Raw genomic sequence first — 16501 nt, 5'->3', positions numbered from 1 at the left:
CGCTAGCGCACTTCATTAAGGGTGCCCTGCATGAGTTGAGCGCGCTGACCACCGGCCTGACCGGCCGCGACGGTGCTGAGCAAACTTGCCGACACGTCAGGCCGGGACGCGAACCGGACCCTGCGCCGCGTCCTGTTCCGCCTCCTCGATTTCCCGTACCAACGGCAGCACCTTGGCCCCGAAGTACTCGATTTCCTCCTGGAAATGCAGGAAGCCACCGAGGATCAGATCGACGCCGCGTTTGCGGTAGGCAGCAATCCGTTCGGCGATCTGTTCCGGAGTTCCGATCAACTTGGTACGAAAACCGTCGTTGTACTGCACCAGGTCATCGAAGCTCGAGTCCGCCCACATGCCCTTCTTGTCGCCGGTGGAGTTGCCGGCCTGCTGCACGGCCTGACGGAACCCCTCGACGGCAGGCCGGTTCGCCTTCGCGACGATCTCCCGGAGGACTTCTTTCGCCTCCTTCTCCGTATCACGGGCGATGATGAAGCCGTTCAGCCCGAAGCGGACTTCCCGGGCAACCTGGCGGGCGTGGTCGCGAACGTCGACGAGTTGTTCGGTCACACCGTCGAAGTCCTTGCCGTTGGAGAAGTACCAGTCGGCGTAGTAGCCGCCGTTGCGTCGTGCGGCGCTCGAGTTGCCGCCCTGGAACAGCTCCGGGTTGGGACGGTCGGCCGTGTTGAGCGGCTTGGGCTTCAGCGTGAAGTCGTGGATGCGGTAGAAGTCGCCCCGGAAGTCGACGTCGTCCTCGGTCCAGATCTTGCGCAGCACCTGGAGGAATTCAGCACTGCGGCGGTAGCGCTCGTCGTGTTCCAGCCACGGCTCGCCCAGGTGCGTGAATTCGTCCTTGAACCAACCGGAGACGACGTTGACGGCGAAGCGCCCGTTGGACAGGTGATCCGCGGTGGCGCCGAGCTTGGCCAGCACAGCCGGCTGCCACAGGCCCGGATGAACGGCCGCAATGACTTTCAGCCGTTCCGTCGCCAGCAGGAGGGCAAGGCTGAAACTCGTTGACTCGTGCTGGTATTCGGCGCCATAGCTGGCCTCGTACCGAACCTGGCTGAGGGCGTACTCGAAGCCGTTGTTCTCCGCGGTTTGTGCGAGCTTCTTGTTGTATTCGTAGTTCCAGTCGGTGCGCTGTTCGATGTCACTGGTCACCAGACCGCCGCTGACGTTGGGCACCCAGTAGGCGAACTTGACGTGGTCGGCGATGCGTTCAGTCGTCATGCGCCCATGTCAGCAAGTGCTGTGCCCAACGTCGTGGGTAACGTTCGCGATGAAGTTATCTCCCGATCGGTTCACGGGCGTCTCGAGGCTGCCATCTCCGTCAAAACACCAGGTAATCCGCCTTGTTCGGCTTTCTGGCCACCCACCCTTGCGCCCCATACTGAAACACGTTCTAATTCACCGTATGGACTACGGGCTCGTACTTTTCACCAGCGACCGCGGCATCAAGCCCGCCGCCGCCGCCAAACTGGCCGACGATCACGACTTCACCACCTTCTATGTGCCCGAACACACGCACATTCCGATCAAGCGCCAGGCCGCTCACCCCACCACCGGTGACGAGACCCTGCCCGACGACCGCTACATGCGGACGCTGGATCCGTGGGTCGCGCTCGGGTCCGCCGCATCGGTCACGTCGCGGGTGCGACTGTCGACCGCGGTGGCGCTGCCGGTCGAGCACGACCCGATCACGCTCGCGAAATCGATTGCGACGCTGGATCATCTGTCAGGCGGCCGCGTGTCGGTCGGCGTCGGATTCGGTTGGAACACAGACGAACTCCAAGACCACAACGTCCCGCCGGCCCGGCGGCGCACCATGCTCCGCGAGTACCTGGAGGCGATGCGCGCGCTGTGGACCCAGGAAGAAGCCGAATACGACGGTGAATTCGTGAAGTTCGGTCCGTCGTGGGCGTGGCCCAAGCCCGTGCAGTCGCACATCCCGATCCTCGTCGGAGCGGCCGGTACCGAGAAGAACTTCAAATGGATCGCCAAGTCGGCCGACGGCTGGATCACCACGCCCCGCGATTTCGACATCGATGAGCCCGTGAAGCTGCTGCAGGACACCTGGGCCGCGGCCGGACGTTCGGGCGCACCGACGATCGTCGCGCTGGACTTCAAGCCGGACGCCGACAAGCTGGCGCGCTGGAAGAAGCTCGGCGTCACCGAGGTGCTGTTCGGGTTGCCGGACAGCGACGACGCGACCGTGTCTGCGTACGTCGAGAAGCTGGCCAAGAAGCTGAGCGACTTCGGGATCTGAGGTTGTGCCGGCACTTGGCGTCGGCGCTTTAGCCACACTTCGATCTGCGGCGGTCAAGGGTCCTTGACCGCCGCAGTTTTGTGCCAAATTTCCTTCAGGGCGCGAGCGTTGGCCGCCATAGACTGACGTTTATGGGGTGGCTTGTTGGCAAGCTGACATTGTTCTAGAAGAATCTGATGGACCTAGCACGACAATCAACGCGAGACGGAATCCACATCGCGGCGATGATTCTCGTCGCAACGGTCGCATGTGCACCGACTACGCGGCCTGCCGAAGCCGATAAATCTCGCAATATCTTTCCCAATCTCAGCAGCTACGCCGTGGCCGACACAGCCCGGTACGACCAGGTGAACAGACCTCGGTCACAAGGGTTCATGTTCACCGCCCCAAACGGATTGATATGTGCCAGCAATGCATACCCGGACAACCAGTACGAGCAGGTCAGTTGTCGAGGAGAGCTACCTTCCGAAGGAACTGGCGACTGGTCAGTAAGAGCCGGCCGATCATCGGCCAGCACGATCAAGCCCATCACCGGCGATCCCGATTTCCAGCAGGACAAGAAAAATCCGCCGCCGATGCTGCCGCCGATGCACAAGCTGACGGCTAGCAAGGGCGATGCGATCTGCGCCGTTGACACCAAGGGGATGACGGCTTGCCGTGTAGGCGACCACGGATTCATCCTGGCGCCCGACAGAATCACGCTGTTTTGATACGTCGAGATTGACCAAATGGTCGCGAAACCTGCTGCAGAACAACCATTTCGTCGATCTCGGCGACCAAGATCAAGCCAGTACAGCCCGATTGCCCTCGTCGGTTGAGGTCACGACGATCTTCGCTCCCAGCGGTTCGCCGTCGCACAGCAAGGCCATCAGGTCAGCATCGGTCGTCGTCGCCAAGAACCGACTCCCGTCGCCGTCGAGGCGCCCAATGATGATGCCGGTGTTGGGAGTCCAGTCGTATCGGACGGTGTAGGTCTCGATGGTCGCCGGGCCGTTCGCATGCTCGATGACCGCAATCGTCGGCCACGACGCAACCTCGGCACACAATTCGGCACTGTCGTCCGCCACCCAGTCGGCCGGATCGGTCGAATAGATGCCGACCGAGAACTTGCTTGCGATGCCGCCGTTCGCACCGACCAGCGCGAATTCGCCTGGAGTTTCCCGCATTCGGGTGACGGCCTCAGCGATGCCGTGCAATGAGTAGTTGTTTCCCGGGCCGCCGAAGTACGGCAGGCCGCCGGTCAGCGTCAGACCCCGCGGGTCGTCAACGGCCAGGTCGACACCGTCACAGATGTTGAACACCGGGAACGGGAAGCAGCTGTACAGGTCGAACGCCGAAACGTCGTCGAGCCCAATTCCGGCTACCCGCAACGCTTCCTCCACAGCCAGCACCGATGCCGGGCTGGCACCGACGTCGGGACGGCCGAGCAGCTTCTGCTCCTTCATGTCCGCATGCCCGCGCAAGTACACCCACTTGGATTCGGGCACACCAAGTTTGCGTGCCGACTCCACCGACATGAGCAGCGCCGCTGCGCCCATGTTGACCTGGTCGCGGGCCACCATCAGCCGCGGATACGGGTCACAGATCATCCGGTTCTTGTCGGTGACGGTGACCAGCTCGTCGACGGTGCGCTCCACCGGCGCCGACGAATATGGGTTCTTGGCAGCGACTTTCGACATCGGAGCGAACAGCTCCCCCATGGCCTCTCGGTAGTCCTGCACGGACAAACCGAGCCGCGCACGCCGCGCGTTGTCCAACAGGCCGTATTGCACCGGTGCACCGATCAGCCCATGGCGAACGGTGTAGTCGTCGAAGATGCCGTCGTAACCGTAACCACGGTCTTCGAGCTGACCGTCGATGGTCTCCGAGTGATCGGGCTTGTCGTCGCGACCGTCGAAATACCTGAGGCTCGAAGTGTTCTCCGACCCCATGACCATCACGACGTCAGCGCGGCCGGCCACGATCTCGCCCGCGAACTCGGTGATCAGATGCTGCGGGCTCTGCCCGCCGATGACTTCCAACACCGCGCGGGCCGGGTCAGCGCCGATGCGCTGCGCAACCGAGCGCGGGTAGTTGTTGGACTTGCCGAGCGGCGCGGGCGTCCGCCCGGAGATCTCGAACTGGCGGGTGCCGGCGATGGTGTCGATGGCCGCGGCGACTGCCGTGACGTCTGCGCCAGCGTCCTGCAGCGCCGCCTGCGCGGCCGCGGTGGCGAGGTCAACCGACGACATCCCGCGGTAGTCGGGGTCATCCAGTCGCTCGGTGAACTGACCGACACCCACGATCACCGGCGTACGCGGATCGACACCCATTACAAACCTCCAGGCAACTGTTAATTCGATAGGCTAACCGATTGCGATACAGACGCCACAATGCGGGTAGCTGCACATTTGCGTCAGGAGGTACCCGCGGAGCGACGCACTGTTGCGAAATGGCCAGATCGAAGTCGATCACGATTGGCACGACGGGATGCGCTGTCGGTGACGACCACTACATTGCATGCGTGACCAGCCAACACCACGGTTTCGTCATTTCGCCGACCGGCAGCTCGACCTTCTAACCCACGACAATTCGAACGTACAACTATCTAGACGTACATCTAATTCGACGTACAATTGCCAGATGAACTGGCCGATCAGACCCATGTCCCTCGTGGTCGGCGGCGTCGTCCCTCCCGAGAACGTGGTGGGCCGCGTCCGCGAACAGCAGGAAATCCTGGCCAGCCTGCCCGACGGCGGCGCTGCCCTCGTCGGCGACCGCCGACACGGCAAGACATCACTGTCCCGCCTCGTCGCCCACACCGCGCGACTGCAAGGCCTGACCGTCGTCTCGGTCAGCGCCGAGCGGCAGACCTACGCCGAGTTCGTCACGGCCCTCGCCGCCGAACTCGGCCGCGTCGACAACGCCCTGCGCCAGGAGGTCGACCGCTGGAAGGTGGCAGTCGGCACCGGACCGTTCAAGTTCGAGCGGGTCCGCGCCGACGCCGCACTCGACGACCTGTTGCAGCGCGCCGTCGCACGCACCAAGAACGGCCCGTTGGTGTTGTTCATCGACGAGGTCACCGTCCTGGCGCGGAACCTCGAACGCGAAAAGCCCGGCGGCGGAGACGCATTCCTACATCTGCTGCGCCGGTTCCGGCAGGACAACTCCGGCCGACTGGCAACCGTCCTCTCCGGTTCCATTGGCTTCCACCATGTTTCGGAAGACGCGCTCAGCTCGGTCAACGACATCCGCAAGGTCACCGTCGGGCCGATCCGCCACGATCACGCCACCTACCTCGCCGAGTGCCTACTGCTCGGCGCGAATGTCCCGACCACCGACCGGCACCAGGTCGCGGAATCCGTTGCGGCGGCGGCAGAGAACGTGCCGTACTACATCCAGCATCTGGTCGCTGGCGCGGCACGAGAAGGTTCCGTCAAGCCGGACCGCATCGCGGAACTGCTCGCCGCCGCCATCACTGACCCGCACGACCCGTGGGACCTGCGGCACTACCGTGACCGACTGCGCAACTACTACGGCGACGACGCCGCCGCCATCGCCGGCCTGCTCGACATCTACGCCCATGCCCCAACACCTTTGAGCGTCGACGCAACACTGCAGTTCCTGAAGACCGAGGGCTCACCCATCAGCGACCGCGACCAGTTGGTGTCCTTCATCGAACGCCTCGAGCAGGACCACTACCTGCGCCGCGTCGGCGACGACGACTGCTTCGCCTCCGGTCTGGTGCAATCGGCGTGGCGCGCCATGAGGCGGTAGGCCATGACCCACCCTGCCTTCTCCCCCGGCACCGTCGACCCCGCGGACCTCGACGCCCGCACAGTGGGCCGCGGCCCGCTGCTCAAACGGCTGACGGACCGCATCGTCAGCTCTGCGCAGGACGGCTCCCGCCCGCACACCTTGCTCATCGCACCGCGCGGCGCGGGCAAAACCCACACGCTTCAGGTAGCGATCCATCGGGCACTGAAACAGCGCAAGGCCGCCAAAGCCACACTGCTGCTGGCACTTCCAGAGGACGCACTGGCCATCGGCAGCTACCCGGATCTGCTCGTCGAGCTGCTGCGTACGCAGGGCCAGGAGATCCACGAGCGGGCTCGCGATCTCCGCGGCGACGCACTGGAACTGGAACGGGAAATCCTCGACCTGGCCTCGGGTCGCATGGTGCTCGTCGCGATCGAGAACGCTGACCGGATCTTCGACGCCATCGGCGAAGCGGGCCAGGGCAGCTTCCGCGCCTGGGTCGAAACCTCCACCGCCGTATTGGTTTTCGCCACAGCCCCGGCGCTGTTTCCGGCCGTCTCGTCCCGCACCCACCCGTGGTACGGATCATTCATCATCGAGGAACTACCTGACCTCGCCGAAGCTGATATCGCCGAACTCCTCGCGCAGCACGCCCGTGACCGCGAATTGGCTTCGTACGCCGAGACTTCCGACGGGCTCAAACGCATCAACGACGTCGCCCAGATCATCGGCTGGGCTCCGCGCGCCTGGCAGATCATCGCCGAGACCGTCGACCGAGCCGCACTAGAGAGTGTCGCTCCCGCCGCCGACGCGGTACTCGAACAGCTGACGCCGCACTATCAACAATTACTGTGGCAGCTGCCGGCCGGAGAACAACGCCTCGTCGTCGAACTCGCCCGCGCCGACGGTCCCCGGACGGTGACCGATCTTGCTGCTGCCGTGGGCATTTCGAATCAGTCGGCATCAGCGGCGCTGGGCCGCCTCACGGCCGGCGGTTGGGTCCACGCCGCAAAAGCGGAGTCCGGCGATCGCCGCGCCACCTGGTACGACCTCAGTGACCCGCTGCTTCGGAACTACCTGCACCACCGCGAGCGCCGCCAACACTGACGCCGCGAGCGTGCCGAGAGAGCGCGCGTAAGCCGGAACTGCGATCTGCGCTCTTCTGCGCGAACACGACCCGACGCCTTGACGAACCTGTCACTTAGTGACACAGTTGGGCTGTCACTAAGTGACAGGAAGGTGGGCAATGAGCGACAAGCAGGACCAGGCGCGGCTTGCGGTGTCGCGCATTGCCTGTGCCCTGTTCTGGGAACGGGGCGTCGCCGGAACCAGCGGTGACGACATCGCAGCGACCGCCGGGCTCTCCACCCGCACCATCTGGCGCTATTTCCGCAGCAAGGAGAGTTGCGTCGAACCCCTGCTCGCCAAGTCAGCCGACCGGTTCCTGGCGAGCGCCCGGCGCTGGCCGCACGAACTGTCGTTGTCGGAACACCTTGCGGCAGATGCCATTGCGCATCCGCTGTCACCGCAGGACATCGAGGACGAGCTCAGCGCGATCCGGCTGGCGACCATGACAGCATCCGACCCCGCCCTGCGCACTGCCTACCTGATGGTCCACGACCGCATGGAGCGGGGACTCATCCCGGTCATCGCCGACCGATTGGGCTTACCCGACGACGATCTCACCGTCCGCCTGTGCGCGGCGGCAGTCACGGGCGCCTTCCGAGTCGTCGACGAAGACGTCAGTAGGGCAATCGTGGTCGACGGCAAGAGCGTCAGCCAGGACGAGGCGCTCACGCTCATGGACCGGGCGATCCGCGAAGCCACCAACGGCAGGCTGGGCGGCCCAGTCAAACACTGAAAATCCCATACTCCTCACGAGCCGGCGACGCCGGCCCGGCGAACAAGCTTGTCCAAGAAAGGAATTCCCATGGCGCTACCCGAACTCATCTCGGTCGAAGACCTTTTCGACGCACCCGAGCGCACGGCGGCGACGATCTCGCCCGACGGAACCAGGATCGCGTACCTGGCACCGTGGAGGAACCGTCTGAACGTCTGGGTGCAGGACGTCGACGACGACGCGACCGCACGGTGCGTCACGGCCGACGAAACGCGCAGTGTGTACATCTACCGGTGGACCGACGATCCACGATGGATGCTCTACATGCAGGACGCCGGCGGTGACGAGAACTGGCATGTGTACCGCATCGACCTGGAGAACCCGGACACGCCCGCGGTGGACCTGACCCCGTTTCCCGGGACGCGAGCGAGTTTCGAACTGCCCAAGAGGTTGCCGGGCAAGGCCATCGTCCAGATCAACAATCGCAATCCCGAACTGTTCGATGTCTACGAACTCAACATTGCCACAGGCGAACTCACGCTTCGCGCGGAGAATCCCGGCAACGTCGTCAACTGGCTCAGCGGGCCAAGCGGCGACCTGTTCACCAATACGCTGACCGTGGAAGGCGACGTCGAGATCTCGCATTGGGACCCGGCAACGAGCACCCTTCGTCCGGTCAAAGTCTATGACGGCAGCGACTTCCCGGTCGGCATCTTCCCGGTCACCGTCACACCGGACGGCAAGGGCATCTGGCTCCCCTCTTATGAGAACAGCGACCGGTCTCGACTGGTCGTGGTAGACGTCGCCGACGGCACTGAGACCGAGATCGACAGCCACCCGACATTCGATCTGGGCAACCAGATGGTCCTCCCGTCGCCGTTCATCCTCAGCCAGCGGACCGGTGATCTGATCGGCGTCCGCTACTACGGCGAACGCCAGGTCATCCACCCGTTGGACCCGAATTTCGCTGCGGTGCTGGAGAATCTGGTCAAACTCTCGGACGGCGACCTCGCCAGCGTGTCTTCCGACGACAGTGGGGAGCGGTGGGTGGTCAGCTTCACCCATGACCGTGATCCGTGGGCCACCTATCTCTACGACCACTCGACTGGCGAAAGCCGGCTGCTGTTCCGGCCTTACGCGCGTCTGGACCCCGATGCGCTGGCCCCGATGACACCCGTGACCATCACGTCGCGCGACGGGCTGAACCTGCATGCGTATCTGACGCTGCCGGTCGGGATCAAGCCTCTTGACCTGCCGTTGGTCCTGCTGGTCCACGGCGGTCCGTGGGCGCGCGACTGCTGGGGCTTCCAACCCGATGTGCAGCTGCTGGCCAATCGCGGATATGCGGTGCTGCAGGTCAACTTTCGCGGCTCGACGGGCTATGGCAAGGCCTTCACCAAAGCTGCGATCGGGGAATTCGCGGGCAAGATGCACGACGACCTGATCGATGCCGTGGACTGGGCCGTCAAGCAGGGCTACGCCGATCCGGACAAGGTGGCGATCTACGGCGGCTCGTACGGTGGCTACGCCGCGCTGGTGGGCGTGACGTTCACCCCGGACGTGTTTGCGGCGGCCATCGACTACGTCGGGATCTCAAGTCTCGCAAACTTCATGCGCACCCTGCCCAACGTGGCCCGGCCCTTTCTTGCAACCAACTGGCACACGTACGTGGGCGACCCCAATGACCCTGCGCAGGAGGCGGACATGCTGGCCCGCTCCCCCATCACCAAGGTGGATCAGATCCGCACACCACTGTTGGTTGTCCAGGGCGCCAACGACTCTCGCGTCGTGCAAGCAGAATCCGACAACCTCGTCGAGGCATTGCGCACCCGCGGAGTCAAGGTCGAATACATGATCAAGGCCGACGAAGGACACGGATTCCTCAACCCCGACAACCAGATCGACATGAACCACGCCGTCGAGCGCTTCCTGTCCCGGCACCTGGGCGGTCGCGCCTGACGGCGCATTCGCCGCCACAAACAACAATGCCCCGCACCACCAGGTGCGGGGCATTGCCGAAACTACTGAACTACAGCGACTGCAGGATCTCGCGAGCCAGCGCAGCGGTGGCCGACGGGGTCTTGCCGACCTTCACGCCGGCGGCCTCGAGGGCCTCCTGCTTGGCGGCGGCGGTGCCCGACGAGCCCGAGACGATGGCGCCGGCGTGGCCCATGGTCTTGCCCTCCGGAGCGGTGAAGCCCGCGACGTAGCCGACGACCGGCTTGGTGACGTTGGCCTTGATGTAGTCGGCGGCACGCTCTTCGGCGTCGCCACCGATCTCGCCGATCATCACGATGACCTTGGTCTCCGGGTCCTTCTCGAACGCCTCGATGGCGTCGATGTGGGTGGTGCCGATGACCGGGTCGCCGCCGATGCCGATAGCGGTCGAGAAACCGAAATCGCGCAGCTCGTACATCATCTGGTAGGTCAGGGTGCCCGACTTGGAGACCAGACCGATCGGGCCCTTGCCGGTGATGTTGTTCGGCGTGATGCCGACCAGCGCCTCACCGGGAGTGATGATGCCGGGGCAGTTCGGGCCGATGATGCGGGTCTTCTGACCCTTCTCGACGTTGTAGGCCCACGCGTACGCGCTGTCCTGCACCGGGATGCCCTCGGTGATGACGACGAGCAGCGGGATCTCGGCGTCGATGGCCTCGATGATGGCGTCCTTCGAGAAGGCCGGCGGCACAAAGGCGATCGACACGTCGGCGCCGGTCTCCTTCATGGCCTCGGCCACCGTGGCGAACACGGGCAGCTCGATGTCGTTGCCGTCCTTGTCCACGTGCGAGACCTTGGTGCCGGCCTTGCGCGCGTTCACGCCACCGACGACCTGGGTTCCGGCCTTCAGCATCAGCTTGGTGTGCTTGGTGCCCTCACCGCCGGTGATGCCCTGGACGATGACCTTGGAATCCTTGTTCAGGAAGATAGACATAAGTAGTTGGCTCCCTTACTTGTTCGCCAGCTCGGCGGCTTTGTCGGCACCGGAATCCATGGTCTCGGCCTGGATCACCAGCGGGTGGTTGGCCTCGGCCAGGATGCGACGGCCCTCTTCGACGTTGTTGCCGTCGAGACGAACGACCAGCGGCTTGTTGGCCTCGTCGCCCAAGGTCTTCAGCGCGCCGACGATGCCGTTGGCGACCGCGTCACACGCGGTGATGCCACCGAAGACGTTCACGAAGACGCTCTTGACCTGGCTGTCGTTCAGGATGACGTCCAGACCGGCGGCCATCACCTCAGCCGAGGCGCCACCACCGATGTCCAGGAAGTTGGCGGGCTTCACGCCGCCGTGGTTCTCGCCGGCGTACGCGACGACGTCCAGCGTCGACATGACCAGACCGGCACCGTTACCGATGATGCCGACCGCGCCGTCGAGCTTGACGTAGTTGAGGTCGTGCTCCTTGGCCTTGAGCTCGAGCGGATCGGTGGCGTCCTTGTCCTCGAACTCTTCGTGGCCGGGCTGACGGAAGTTGGCGTTCTCGTCCAGGGTGACCTTGCCGTCGAGGGCGAGGATCTGGTCGTCCGGGGTGCGCACCAGCGGGTTGACCTCGACCAGGGTGGCGTCCTCACCAACGAAGACCTCCCACAGCTTCTGGATGGTCACGGCCGCGGCGTCCAGCACCTCGGCGGGCAGCTTGCCCTTCTCGGCGATCTCACGAGCCAGCGCCAAGTCGACACCCTTGACCGCGTCGACGGGCACCTTGGCCAGGGCGTCGGGGTTCTCCTCGGCGGTTACTTCGATCTCGACGCCGCCCTCGACCGAGCACATGGCCAGGTAGGTGCGGTTGGCGCGATCGAGCAGGAAGGAGATGTAGTACTCCTCCGCGATGTCGCTGGCCTCGGCAACGAGAAGCTTCTTGACGATGTGGCCCTTGATGTCCAGGCCGAGGATGTTCTGCGCGTGGGTGAGGGCGTCCTCCGGGGTGGCGGCGTACTTCACGCCACCGGCCTTGCCGCGGCCGCCGACCTTGACCTGCGCCTTGATCATGACGGGCTTGCCGATTTCTTCGGCAATCGCCTTGGCGTCATCGGCGGACTCGGTGACCCGGCCCGGTGTAGTAGGAACGTTGTGCTTGGCGAACAGCTCTTTCGCCTGGTACTCGAAGAGATCCATGAGCTCTGAGAAATCCCGTTCTGTCTGCGTTGACGGTTGAATTCACTTCAGCATTGGGCCGCACTGGCTCGATCGGCACTTTAGCCACGTACCAATGAGTAGCCTGCACCGCCTACCACCCATGTGGTACATCTCACCCGACAGCCACGAGTGAGGCAAATCACAGTTCCCGGCCAATGGCGCCGATAGGTTGCCAATCGGTTCTGATTTTCAGTACCGTCATGGGCGGTCTCGGTAACGGTACGGTCACGGAGCAAAGGAATTTTCGGTTGGCTGAGCACGATTCGTCTGGAACTCCCCTCGGAGAGGCGACGAACGCCGGCATCACCGAGAACGCTGACCGCACCACGATCAAGCTATCCCGCGCTATGAGCCCCGCCGAAGTGACCGACATCATCCCGTTCAACGAGTTCGGCGATCTGCACGATCTGGACCTCTCCGAGAGCGCTTTCGACCGCGATTCCCGCGTCAACGCCGCCCCCGAGCTCGACGACCTGGACGACACCGACGACCAGACCCCCCTGATCCTGACTGTCCCGGCCGAATTCCGGCAGCCCGAGGGCGCCCAGCGCCTCTCCGCGAGCGCCTACCGCGACAGCCACACCGATACCAGCAATGGTCTCGACGACACCGACGTCATCGATCTGCGCGCGAGCCGCGGCACCCACCGCAAGCCTGAGCCCGTCAACGGCGTGAAGGGCCGCCTGGTCGCCGCCGCCATGGCCGTCGGCGCCACCGCCGCCGCCGGTTACTCCATGATGACCAGCGCCGATCAGCCGACCAGCACCAAGCTGGCCGCCGATCAGGTCCTGGCGTCGGGTCCCGCCGGCTCGAGCGATGGCATCCAGATCGTCAACGTGGCACCCGCCGCCTCGTCCGGAGCCGTACACGCCCAGGAACTGGCCAATGGCGCCGCGTTCGCGCAGGAGCGCGCCGAGCGCGAAGCCCGGCTGGCCCGCCCGCTGTTCGTGATGCCGACCAAGGGCGTGTTCACCTCAGGCTTCGGCTACCGCTGGGGCGCCCTGCACGGCGGCATCGACATCGCCGGCCCGATCGGCACCCCGATCGTCGCCGTGTCCGACGGCGTCGTCGTCGCCGCGGGTCCGACCGCCGGTTACGGCGCGTGGGTCAAGGTCCGCCACTCGGACGGCACCGTGACCCTCTACGGCCACGTCAACACCTGGGTGGTGTCGGTTGGCCAGCGCGTTTTCGCCGGCGACCAGATCGCCACCATCGGCAACCGCGGCAACTCGACCGGCCCGCACTGCCATTTCGAGGTGCTCATGGGCGGTAGCCAGCGCATCGACCCCGTGCCGTGGCTGGCGCAGCGTGGCCTGAGCCCGGGTAGCTACGTCGGCTGATTCGTGACGGACGACAACTCCGCCGATGGGCCGTTGTCCGACCCCACCCAGACGTTCGGGCGCCAGTCTGACGACGAACCCAGAACCGGCCTGATCCGTCGGGTGCCGACGGGCCCGTTCCCCGCTGCTGACGCACCGGCCACCAGCATCATCCGCCGCACCCCAACCGGCGCCATCCCTGTCGCCGACGCTCCGCAGACCAGCATCATCGAGCCCGCGACGGGCCTGATCGCCGCTGAGGACGCTCCGGCGACCACGATCATCGCGGCCTCGGCCCCGATTCCAGCTGTCGAGGACGCTCCGACACCGGCACCGAAACCGCCGCCCGGCCCGTTCGCCGCCTGCGCCACCGCCACGGCCTGCATCTTGAGTGGCTGGGCGACGGCGGTCATCGCCACCTCGCTGATCGCCGGGTGGTGGCGCACCGATCCGCTGTTCTGTGTCGCCATCGGCTTCCTCGCCGCGGTCGGCTGCGGCGCCACCATCGGCGGGCAGATCGCTGTCCTGCTACGGCGCCGCACGGGCCGGGTGGTGGTGGTCGTCGGTGCCCTGGTGACGCTGGTGATCTTCGCCAGTTTGTTCGTCGCCGGGGCGAAACTGCCGCCGATCGTCTACGGCATCCCGGTGCTGCCCATCGCGAGCATGGTGCTCGCGATGCTGCCCGTCACCGGGCGCTGGTGCACCAAAATCTGACGCACCGAGTCGAATCCGGCTAAAAATCAGCGAGATCGCACCGTCTGATTTCCGCGCGCGGCGATGCTAAAGCTTCTGTACGGGCGCGTGGTTGTGCATCAACTTGACCCGGCCGGAACTACCGAAATCGATGAGCGACATGGCCGATTCGCCGACGCCGCTGACCTCTTCGACGCGACCCAGACCGTACTTGTCGTGCGTGACGCGGTCGCCCGGGGACAGCACCACCAGCGGCTTGTTGCGGTTCGGCGCCGGCCGCATCGGCGACGGACGTCCACCGCCCAAACCGCTCGAGCCGCCGGACCCGTAGCGGCTCGGTGCCGACAACGATGGTGGCGGCTCGACCCGCCGCCAGTCGATCAGCTCTTGTGGAATCTCTTGCAGGAAGCGTGATTCCGGGTTCAGCATCGGCTGCCCCCACGAGGACCGCACCTTCGCGCGGCTGAGGTACAGCCGCTGCCGCGCCCGGGTGATGCCGACGTAGGCCAGCCGGCGTTCCTCGGACAGCTCGGTCGGATCACCGAGCGCACGCATGTGCGGGAACATGCCGTCTTCCCAACCGGTCACGAAGACGACGGGGAATTCGAGACCTTTGGCGGTGTGCAGCGTCATCATCGTGACGACGCCGTCGCCGTCTTCGGGGATTTCGTCGGCGTCGGCCACCAGGGAGACCCGCTCCAGGAACGCGGCCAGCGCTCCGGTGTCGGGCACGTCCTCGTCCAGTTCCTCTTCCTGCAAGGCCTGCGCATTGGCCAGGTCGGTGCTGAATTCGTGTGCGACGCTGACCAATTCGTTCAGGTTGTCCAGCCGCGCCTGATCCTGCGGGTCGCTGGAGGCCTCCAGTTCGCGGCGGTAGCCGGTGCGGTCCAGCACTGTCTCCACCAGGTCGCCCAACTCACCGTCGAGCCCGCCGCGCAAGCTGTCCATGAGCTCGACGAAACTGGCGATCGCTTTCTCCGAGCGGGAGTTCAGCATCGGCACCCGGCCCTCGGCCGCGGCCTGCAGGGCGTCGTTGAAGCTGGCGCCGGTGTTCTCGGCGTACACCGCCACGCAGGCTTCCGCGCGGTCGCCGATGCCCCGGCGCGGGGTGTTGAGGATGCGCCGCATGCTCACGGCGTCGCCCGGGTTGTCCAGCACCCGCAGGTACGCGACGATGTCGCGAATCTCCTTGCGCTCGTAAAAGCGCATGCCGCCAACGACTTTGTACGGAATGCCGGCCCGGATGAAGATGTCTTCCACCGCCCGCGACGAGTTGTTGGTGCGGTAGAACACCGCGACGTCGCCGTAGGTGAACTTGGTGTCGATACCGCTGCCCTTGGTGGTCAGCGTGTCGATCTCCTCGGCGATGAACCGAGCCTCGTCGTGCTCGTTGTCGGCGACGTAGCCGACGATCAGCTCGCCCTCACCGGCGTCGGTCCACAGCTTCTTGTCCCTGCGTCCGGCATTGCGGCTGATGACGCCGTTGGCCGCCGACAGGATGTTCTGGGTGGATCGGTAGTTCTGTTCGAGCAGAATGGTTTTCGCGTTCGGGAAGTCGCGCTCGAAGTCCTCGATGTTGCGGATCGTCGCGCCGCGGAACGCATAGATGGACTGGTCGGCGTCACCCACGACGCACAGTTCGGCGGGCGGGACGTCATCGGAGCCTTCCGGCGCGTGGTGCCCGACCAGCTCCCGCACCAGTACGTACTGGGCGTGGTTGGTGTCCTGGTACTCGTCGACCAGGATGTGCCGGAAACGCCGACGGTAGTACTGCGCGATCTGCGGAAAGCTTTGCAGCACAGCGACTGTCTCGCCGATCAGGTCGTCGAAGTCCATGGCGTTGGCGGCCCGCAGCCGGCGCTGATACTCGCCGTACACCTCGGCCACGATGCGCGGCAGGTCCTCGTCGGCCTCGGACGCCTCGGAGGCGGCCTGCAGCGGGTCGATCAGTTCGTTCTTCAGGTTCGAGATCGCGGTGGCCAGCATGCGCGGCGAGTATCGCTTGACGTCGAGGTTGAGGTCCTTGCCGACCATCATCAGCAGTCGGCGCGAGTCGTCGGCATCGTAGATGGAGAAGTTGGAGTTCAGCCCCGGCAGCAGCGAGGCCTGGTTGCGCAGGATGCGGACGCAGGTGGAGTGGAACGTCGACACCCACATCGACTTGGCCCGCGGGCCGATCAGCTGGACGACGCGCTCACGCATCTCGGCGGCGGCCTTGTTGGTGAAGGTGATGGCCAGCACCTGGCCGACGCCGACGTCGCGGTTGCCCAGCAGGTAGGCGATGCGCCGCGTCAGCACCGCGGTCTTGCCCGAGCCGGCTCCGGCCACGATCAACAGGGGCGAACCTTCATGCAGCACCGCTGCGCGCTGCTGTGGGTTGAGGCCGTCTAGAAGCTGATCAGTGTCGGGGGCTGCGCTCGTCATATCAGCTCAAACTTACCGCTGCAGACCGACAACTTTGCGCTGGCACCGGCCGGGATGGCACACTCGAAACGTGCTCAATGCGCAGCAGCGAT

Annotated in this window: 13 protein-coding genes; 8 read left to right on the top strand and 5 right to left on the bottom strand. The window is 65.0% G+C overall.

What is annotated here, in order from left to right:
* Positions 1-96: 96 nt before the first annotated feature.
* Positions 97-1227 (bottom strand): dimethylsulfone monooxygenase SfnG, encoded by a 1131-nt coding sequence (gene sfnG, locus TL10_RS00855; RefSeq protein WP_043390781.1) that lies wholly within the window; start codon positions 1225-1227, stop codon positions 97-99.
* Between the two features lie 184 nt (positions 1228-1411).
* Between sfnG and TL10_RS00850 the strand changes: the two genes are divergently transcribed.
* Both TL10_RS00850 and TL10_RS30850 read left to right on the top strand, forming a co-directional pair.
* The gene (locus TL10_RS00850) at positions 1412-2263 is read left to right on the top strand and encodes an LLM class F420-dependent oxidoreductase (RefSeq protein ID WP_043390780.1); all 852 of its coding nucleotides are present in this window, start codon (positions 1412-1414) and stop codon (positions 2261-2263) included.
* Positions 2264-2439: 176 nt separating this feature from the next.
* On the top strand, positions 2440-2973 hold the full coding sequence (locus tag TL10_RS30850) for a hypothetical protein (protein ID WP_131630656.1): 534 nt from the start codon (positions 2440-2442) through the stop codon (positions 2971-2973).
* 72 nt (positions 2974-3045) lie between these two features.
* Here the strand turns inward: TL10_RS30850 and TL10_RS00840 are convergent, their stop codons facing one another.
* Positions 3046-4575, bottom strand: a complete 1530-nt coding sequence (locus TL10_RS00840; protein ID WP_043390778.1) for an acetyl-CoA acetyltransferase — start codon at positions 4573-4575, stop codon at positions 3046-3048.
* 331 nt (positions 4576-4906) lie between these two features.
* On the opposite strand from TL10_RS00840, the gene TL10_RS00835 reads away from it, so the two are divergent.
* From TL10_RS00835 to TL10_RS00820, 4 genes are all read left to right on the top strand, one after another.
* Complete coding sequence (locus TL10_RS00835; RefSeq protein ID WP_043390986.1) at positions 4907-6019, top strand: ATP-binding protein; 1113 nt, start codon at positions 4907-4909, stop codon at positions 6017-6019.
* Between the two features lie 3 nt (positions 6020-6022).
* On the top strand, positions 6023-7108 hold the full coding sequence (locus TL10_RS00830; protein ID WP_043390776.1) for a MarR family transcriptional regulator: 1086 nt from the start codon (positions 6023-6025) through the stop codon (positions 7106-7108).
* 139 nt (positions 7109-7247) lie between these two features.
* Entirely contained in the window at positions 7248-7862 is a 615-nt protein-coding gene (locus tag TL10_RS00825) for a TetR/AcrR family transcriptional regulator (RefSeq protein WP_081936506.1), read from the top strand.
* A 69-nt stretch (positions 7863-7931) separates the two neighbouring features.
* Positions 7932-9800, top strand: a complete 1869-nt coding sequence (locus TL10_RS00820; RefSeq protein WP_043984027.1) for a S9 family peptidase — start codon at positions 7932-7934, stop codon at positions 9798-9800.
* Positions 9801-9870: 70 nt separating this feature from the next.
* Here TL10_RS00820 and sucD read toward each other — a convergent pair whose 3' ends face one another.
* Positions 9871-10773, bottom strand: coding sequence for a succinate--CoA ligase subunit alpha (sucD, locus tag TL10_RS00815; protein ID WP_020099021.1), 903 nt, complete (start codon positions 10771-10773; stop codon positions 9871-9873).
* 15 nt (positions 10774-10788) lie between these two features.
* Positions 10789-11952 (bottom strand): ADP-forming succinate--CoA ligase subunit beta, encoded by a 1164-nt coding sequence (sucC, locus tag TL10_RS00810; protein ID WP_043390772.1) that lies wholly within the window; start codon positions 11950-11952, stop codon positions 10789-10791.
* A 269-nt stretch (positions 11953-12221) separates the two neighbouring features.
* On the opposite strand from sucC, the gene TL10_RS00805 reads away from it, so the two are divergent.
* Both TL10_RS00805 and TL10_RS00800 read left to right on the top strand, forming a co-directional pair.
* Complete coding sequence (locus TL10_RS00805; protein WP_043984151.1) at positions 12222-13313, top strand: M23 family metallopeptidase; 1092 nt, start codon at positions 12222-12224, stop codon at positions 13311-13313.
* 3 nt (positions 13314-13316) lie between these two features.
* A complete protein-coding gene (locus TL10_RS00800; RefSeq protein ID WP_423136049.1) occupies positions 13317-14006 on the top strand; it encodes a hypothetical protein in 690 nt (229 codons plus the stop codon).
* Positions 14007-14072: 66 nt separating this feature from the next.
* Here the strand turns inward: TL10_RS00800 and pcrA are convergent, their stop codons facing one another.
* Positions 14073-16409: a DNA helicase PcrA gene (gene pcrA / locus TL10_RS00795; RefSeq protein ID WP_043390770.1), complete on the bottom strand. Its 2337-nt coding sequence runs from the start codon at positions 16407-16409 to the stop codon at positions 14073-14075.
* Between the last annotated feature and the right edge of the window lie 92 nt (positions 16410-16501).

Source organism: Mycolicibacterium llatzerense (assembly GCF_000878195.1).
Lineage (GTDB): Bacteria > Actinomycetota > Actinomycetes > Mycobacteriales > Mycobacteriaceae > Mycobacterium > Mycobacterium llatzerense.
Note: the sequence above shows the minus strand (reverse complement) of the source record. Positions and strands in the feature narration are given on the sequence as shown.

Excerpts from the sequence above, each read along its gene's own strand:
- TL10_RS30850 (WP_131630656.1), top strand. The coding sequence starts at position 2,440 with ATGGACCTAGCACGACAATCAACGCGAGACGGAATCCACATCGCGGCG.
- sfnG (WP_043390781.1), bottom strand. The coding sequence starts at position 1,227 with ATGACGACTGAACGCATCGCCGACCACGTCAAGTTCGCCTACTGGGTG.
- sucC (WP_043390772.1), bottom strand. The coding sequence starts at position 11,952 with ATGGATCTCTTCGAGTACCAGGCGAAAGAGCTGTTCGCCAAGCACAAC.
- sucD (WP_020099021.1), bottom strand. The coding sequence starts at position 10,773 with ATGTCTATCTTCCTGAACAAGGATTCCAAGGTCATCGTCCAGGGCATC.
- TL10_RS00830 (WP_043390776.1), top strand. The coding sequence starts at position 6,023 with ATGACCCACCCTGCCTTCTCCCCCGGCACCGTCGACCCCGCGGACCTC.
- pcrA (WP_043390770.1), bottom strand. The coding sequence starts at position 16,409 with ATGACGAGCGCAGCCCCCGACACTGATCAGCTTCTAGACGGCCTCAAC.
- TL10_RS00850 (WP_043390780.1), top strand. The coding sequence starts at position 1,412 with ATGGACTACGGGCTCGTACTTTTCACCAGCGACCGCGGCATCAAGCCC.
- TL10_RS00820 (WP_043984027.1), top strand. The coding sequence starts at position 7,932 with ATGGCGCTACCCGAACTCATCTCGGTCGAAGACCTTTTCGACGCACCC.
- TL10_RS00835 (WP_043390986.1), top strand. The coding sequence starts at position 4,907 with ATGTCCCTCGTGGTCGGCGGCGTCGTCCCTCCCGAGAACGTGGTGGGC.
- TL10_RS00840 (WP_043390778.1), bottom strand. The coding sequence starts at position 4,575 with ATGGGTGTCGATCCGCGTACGCCGGTGATCGTGGGTGTCGGTCAGTTC.
- TL10_RS00825 (WP_081936506.1), top strand. The coding sequence starts at position 7,248 with ATGAGCGACAAGCAGGACCAGGCGCGGCTTGCGGTGTCGCGCATTGCC.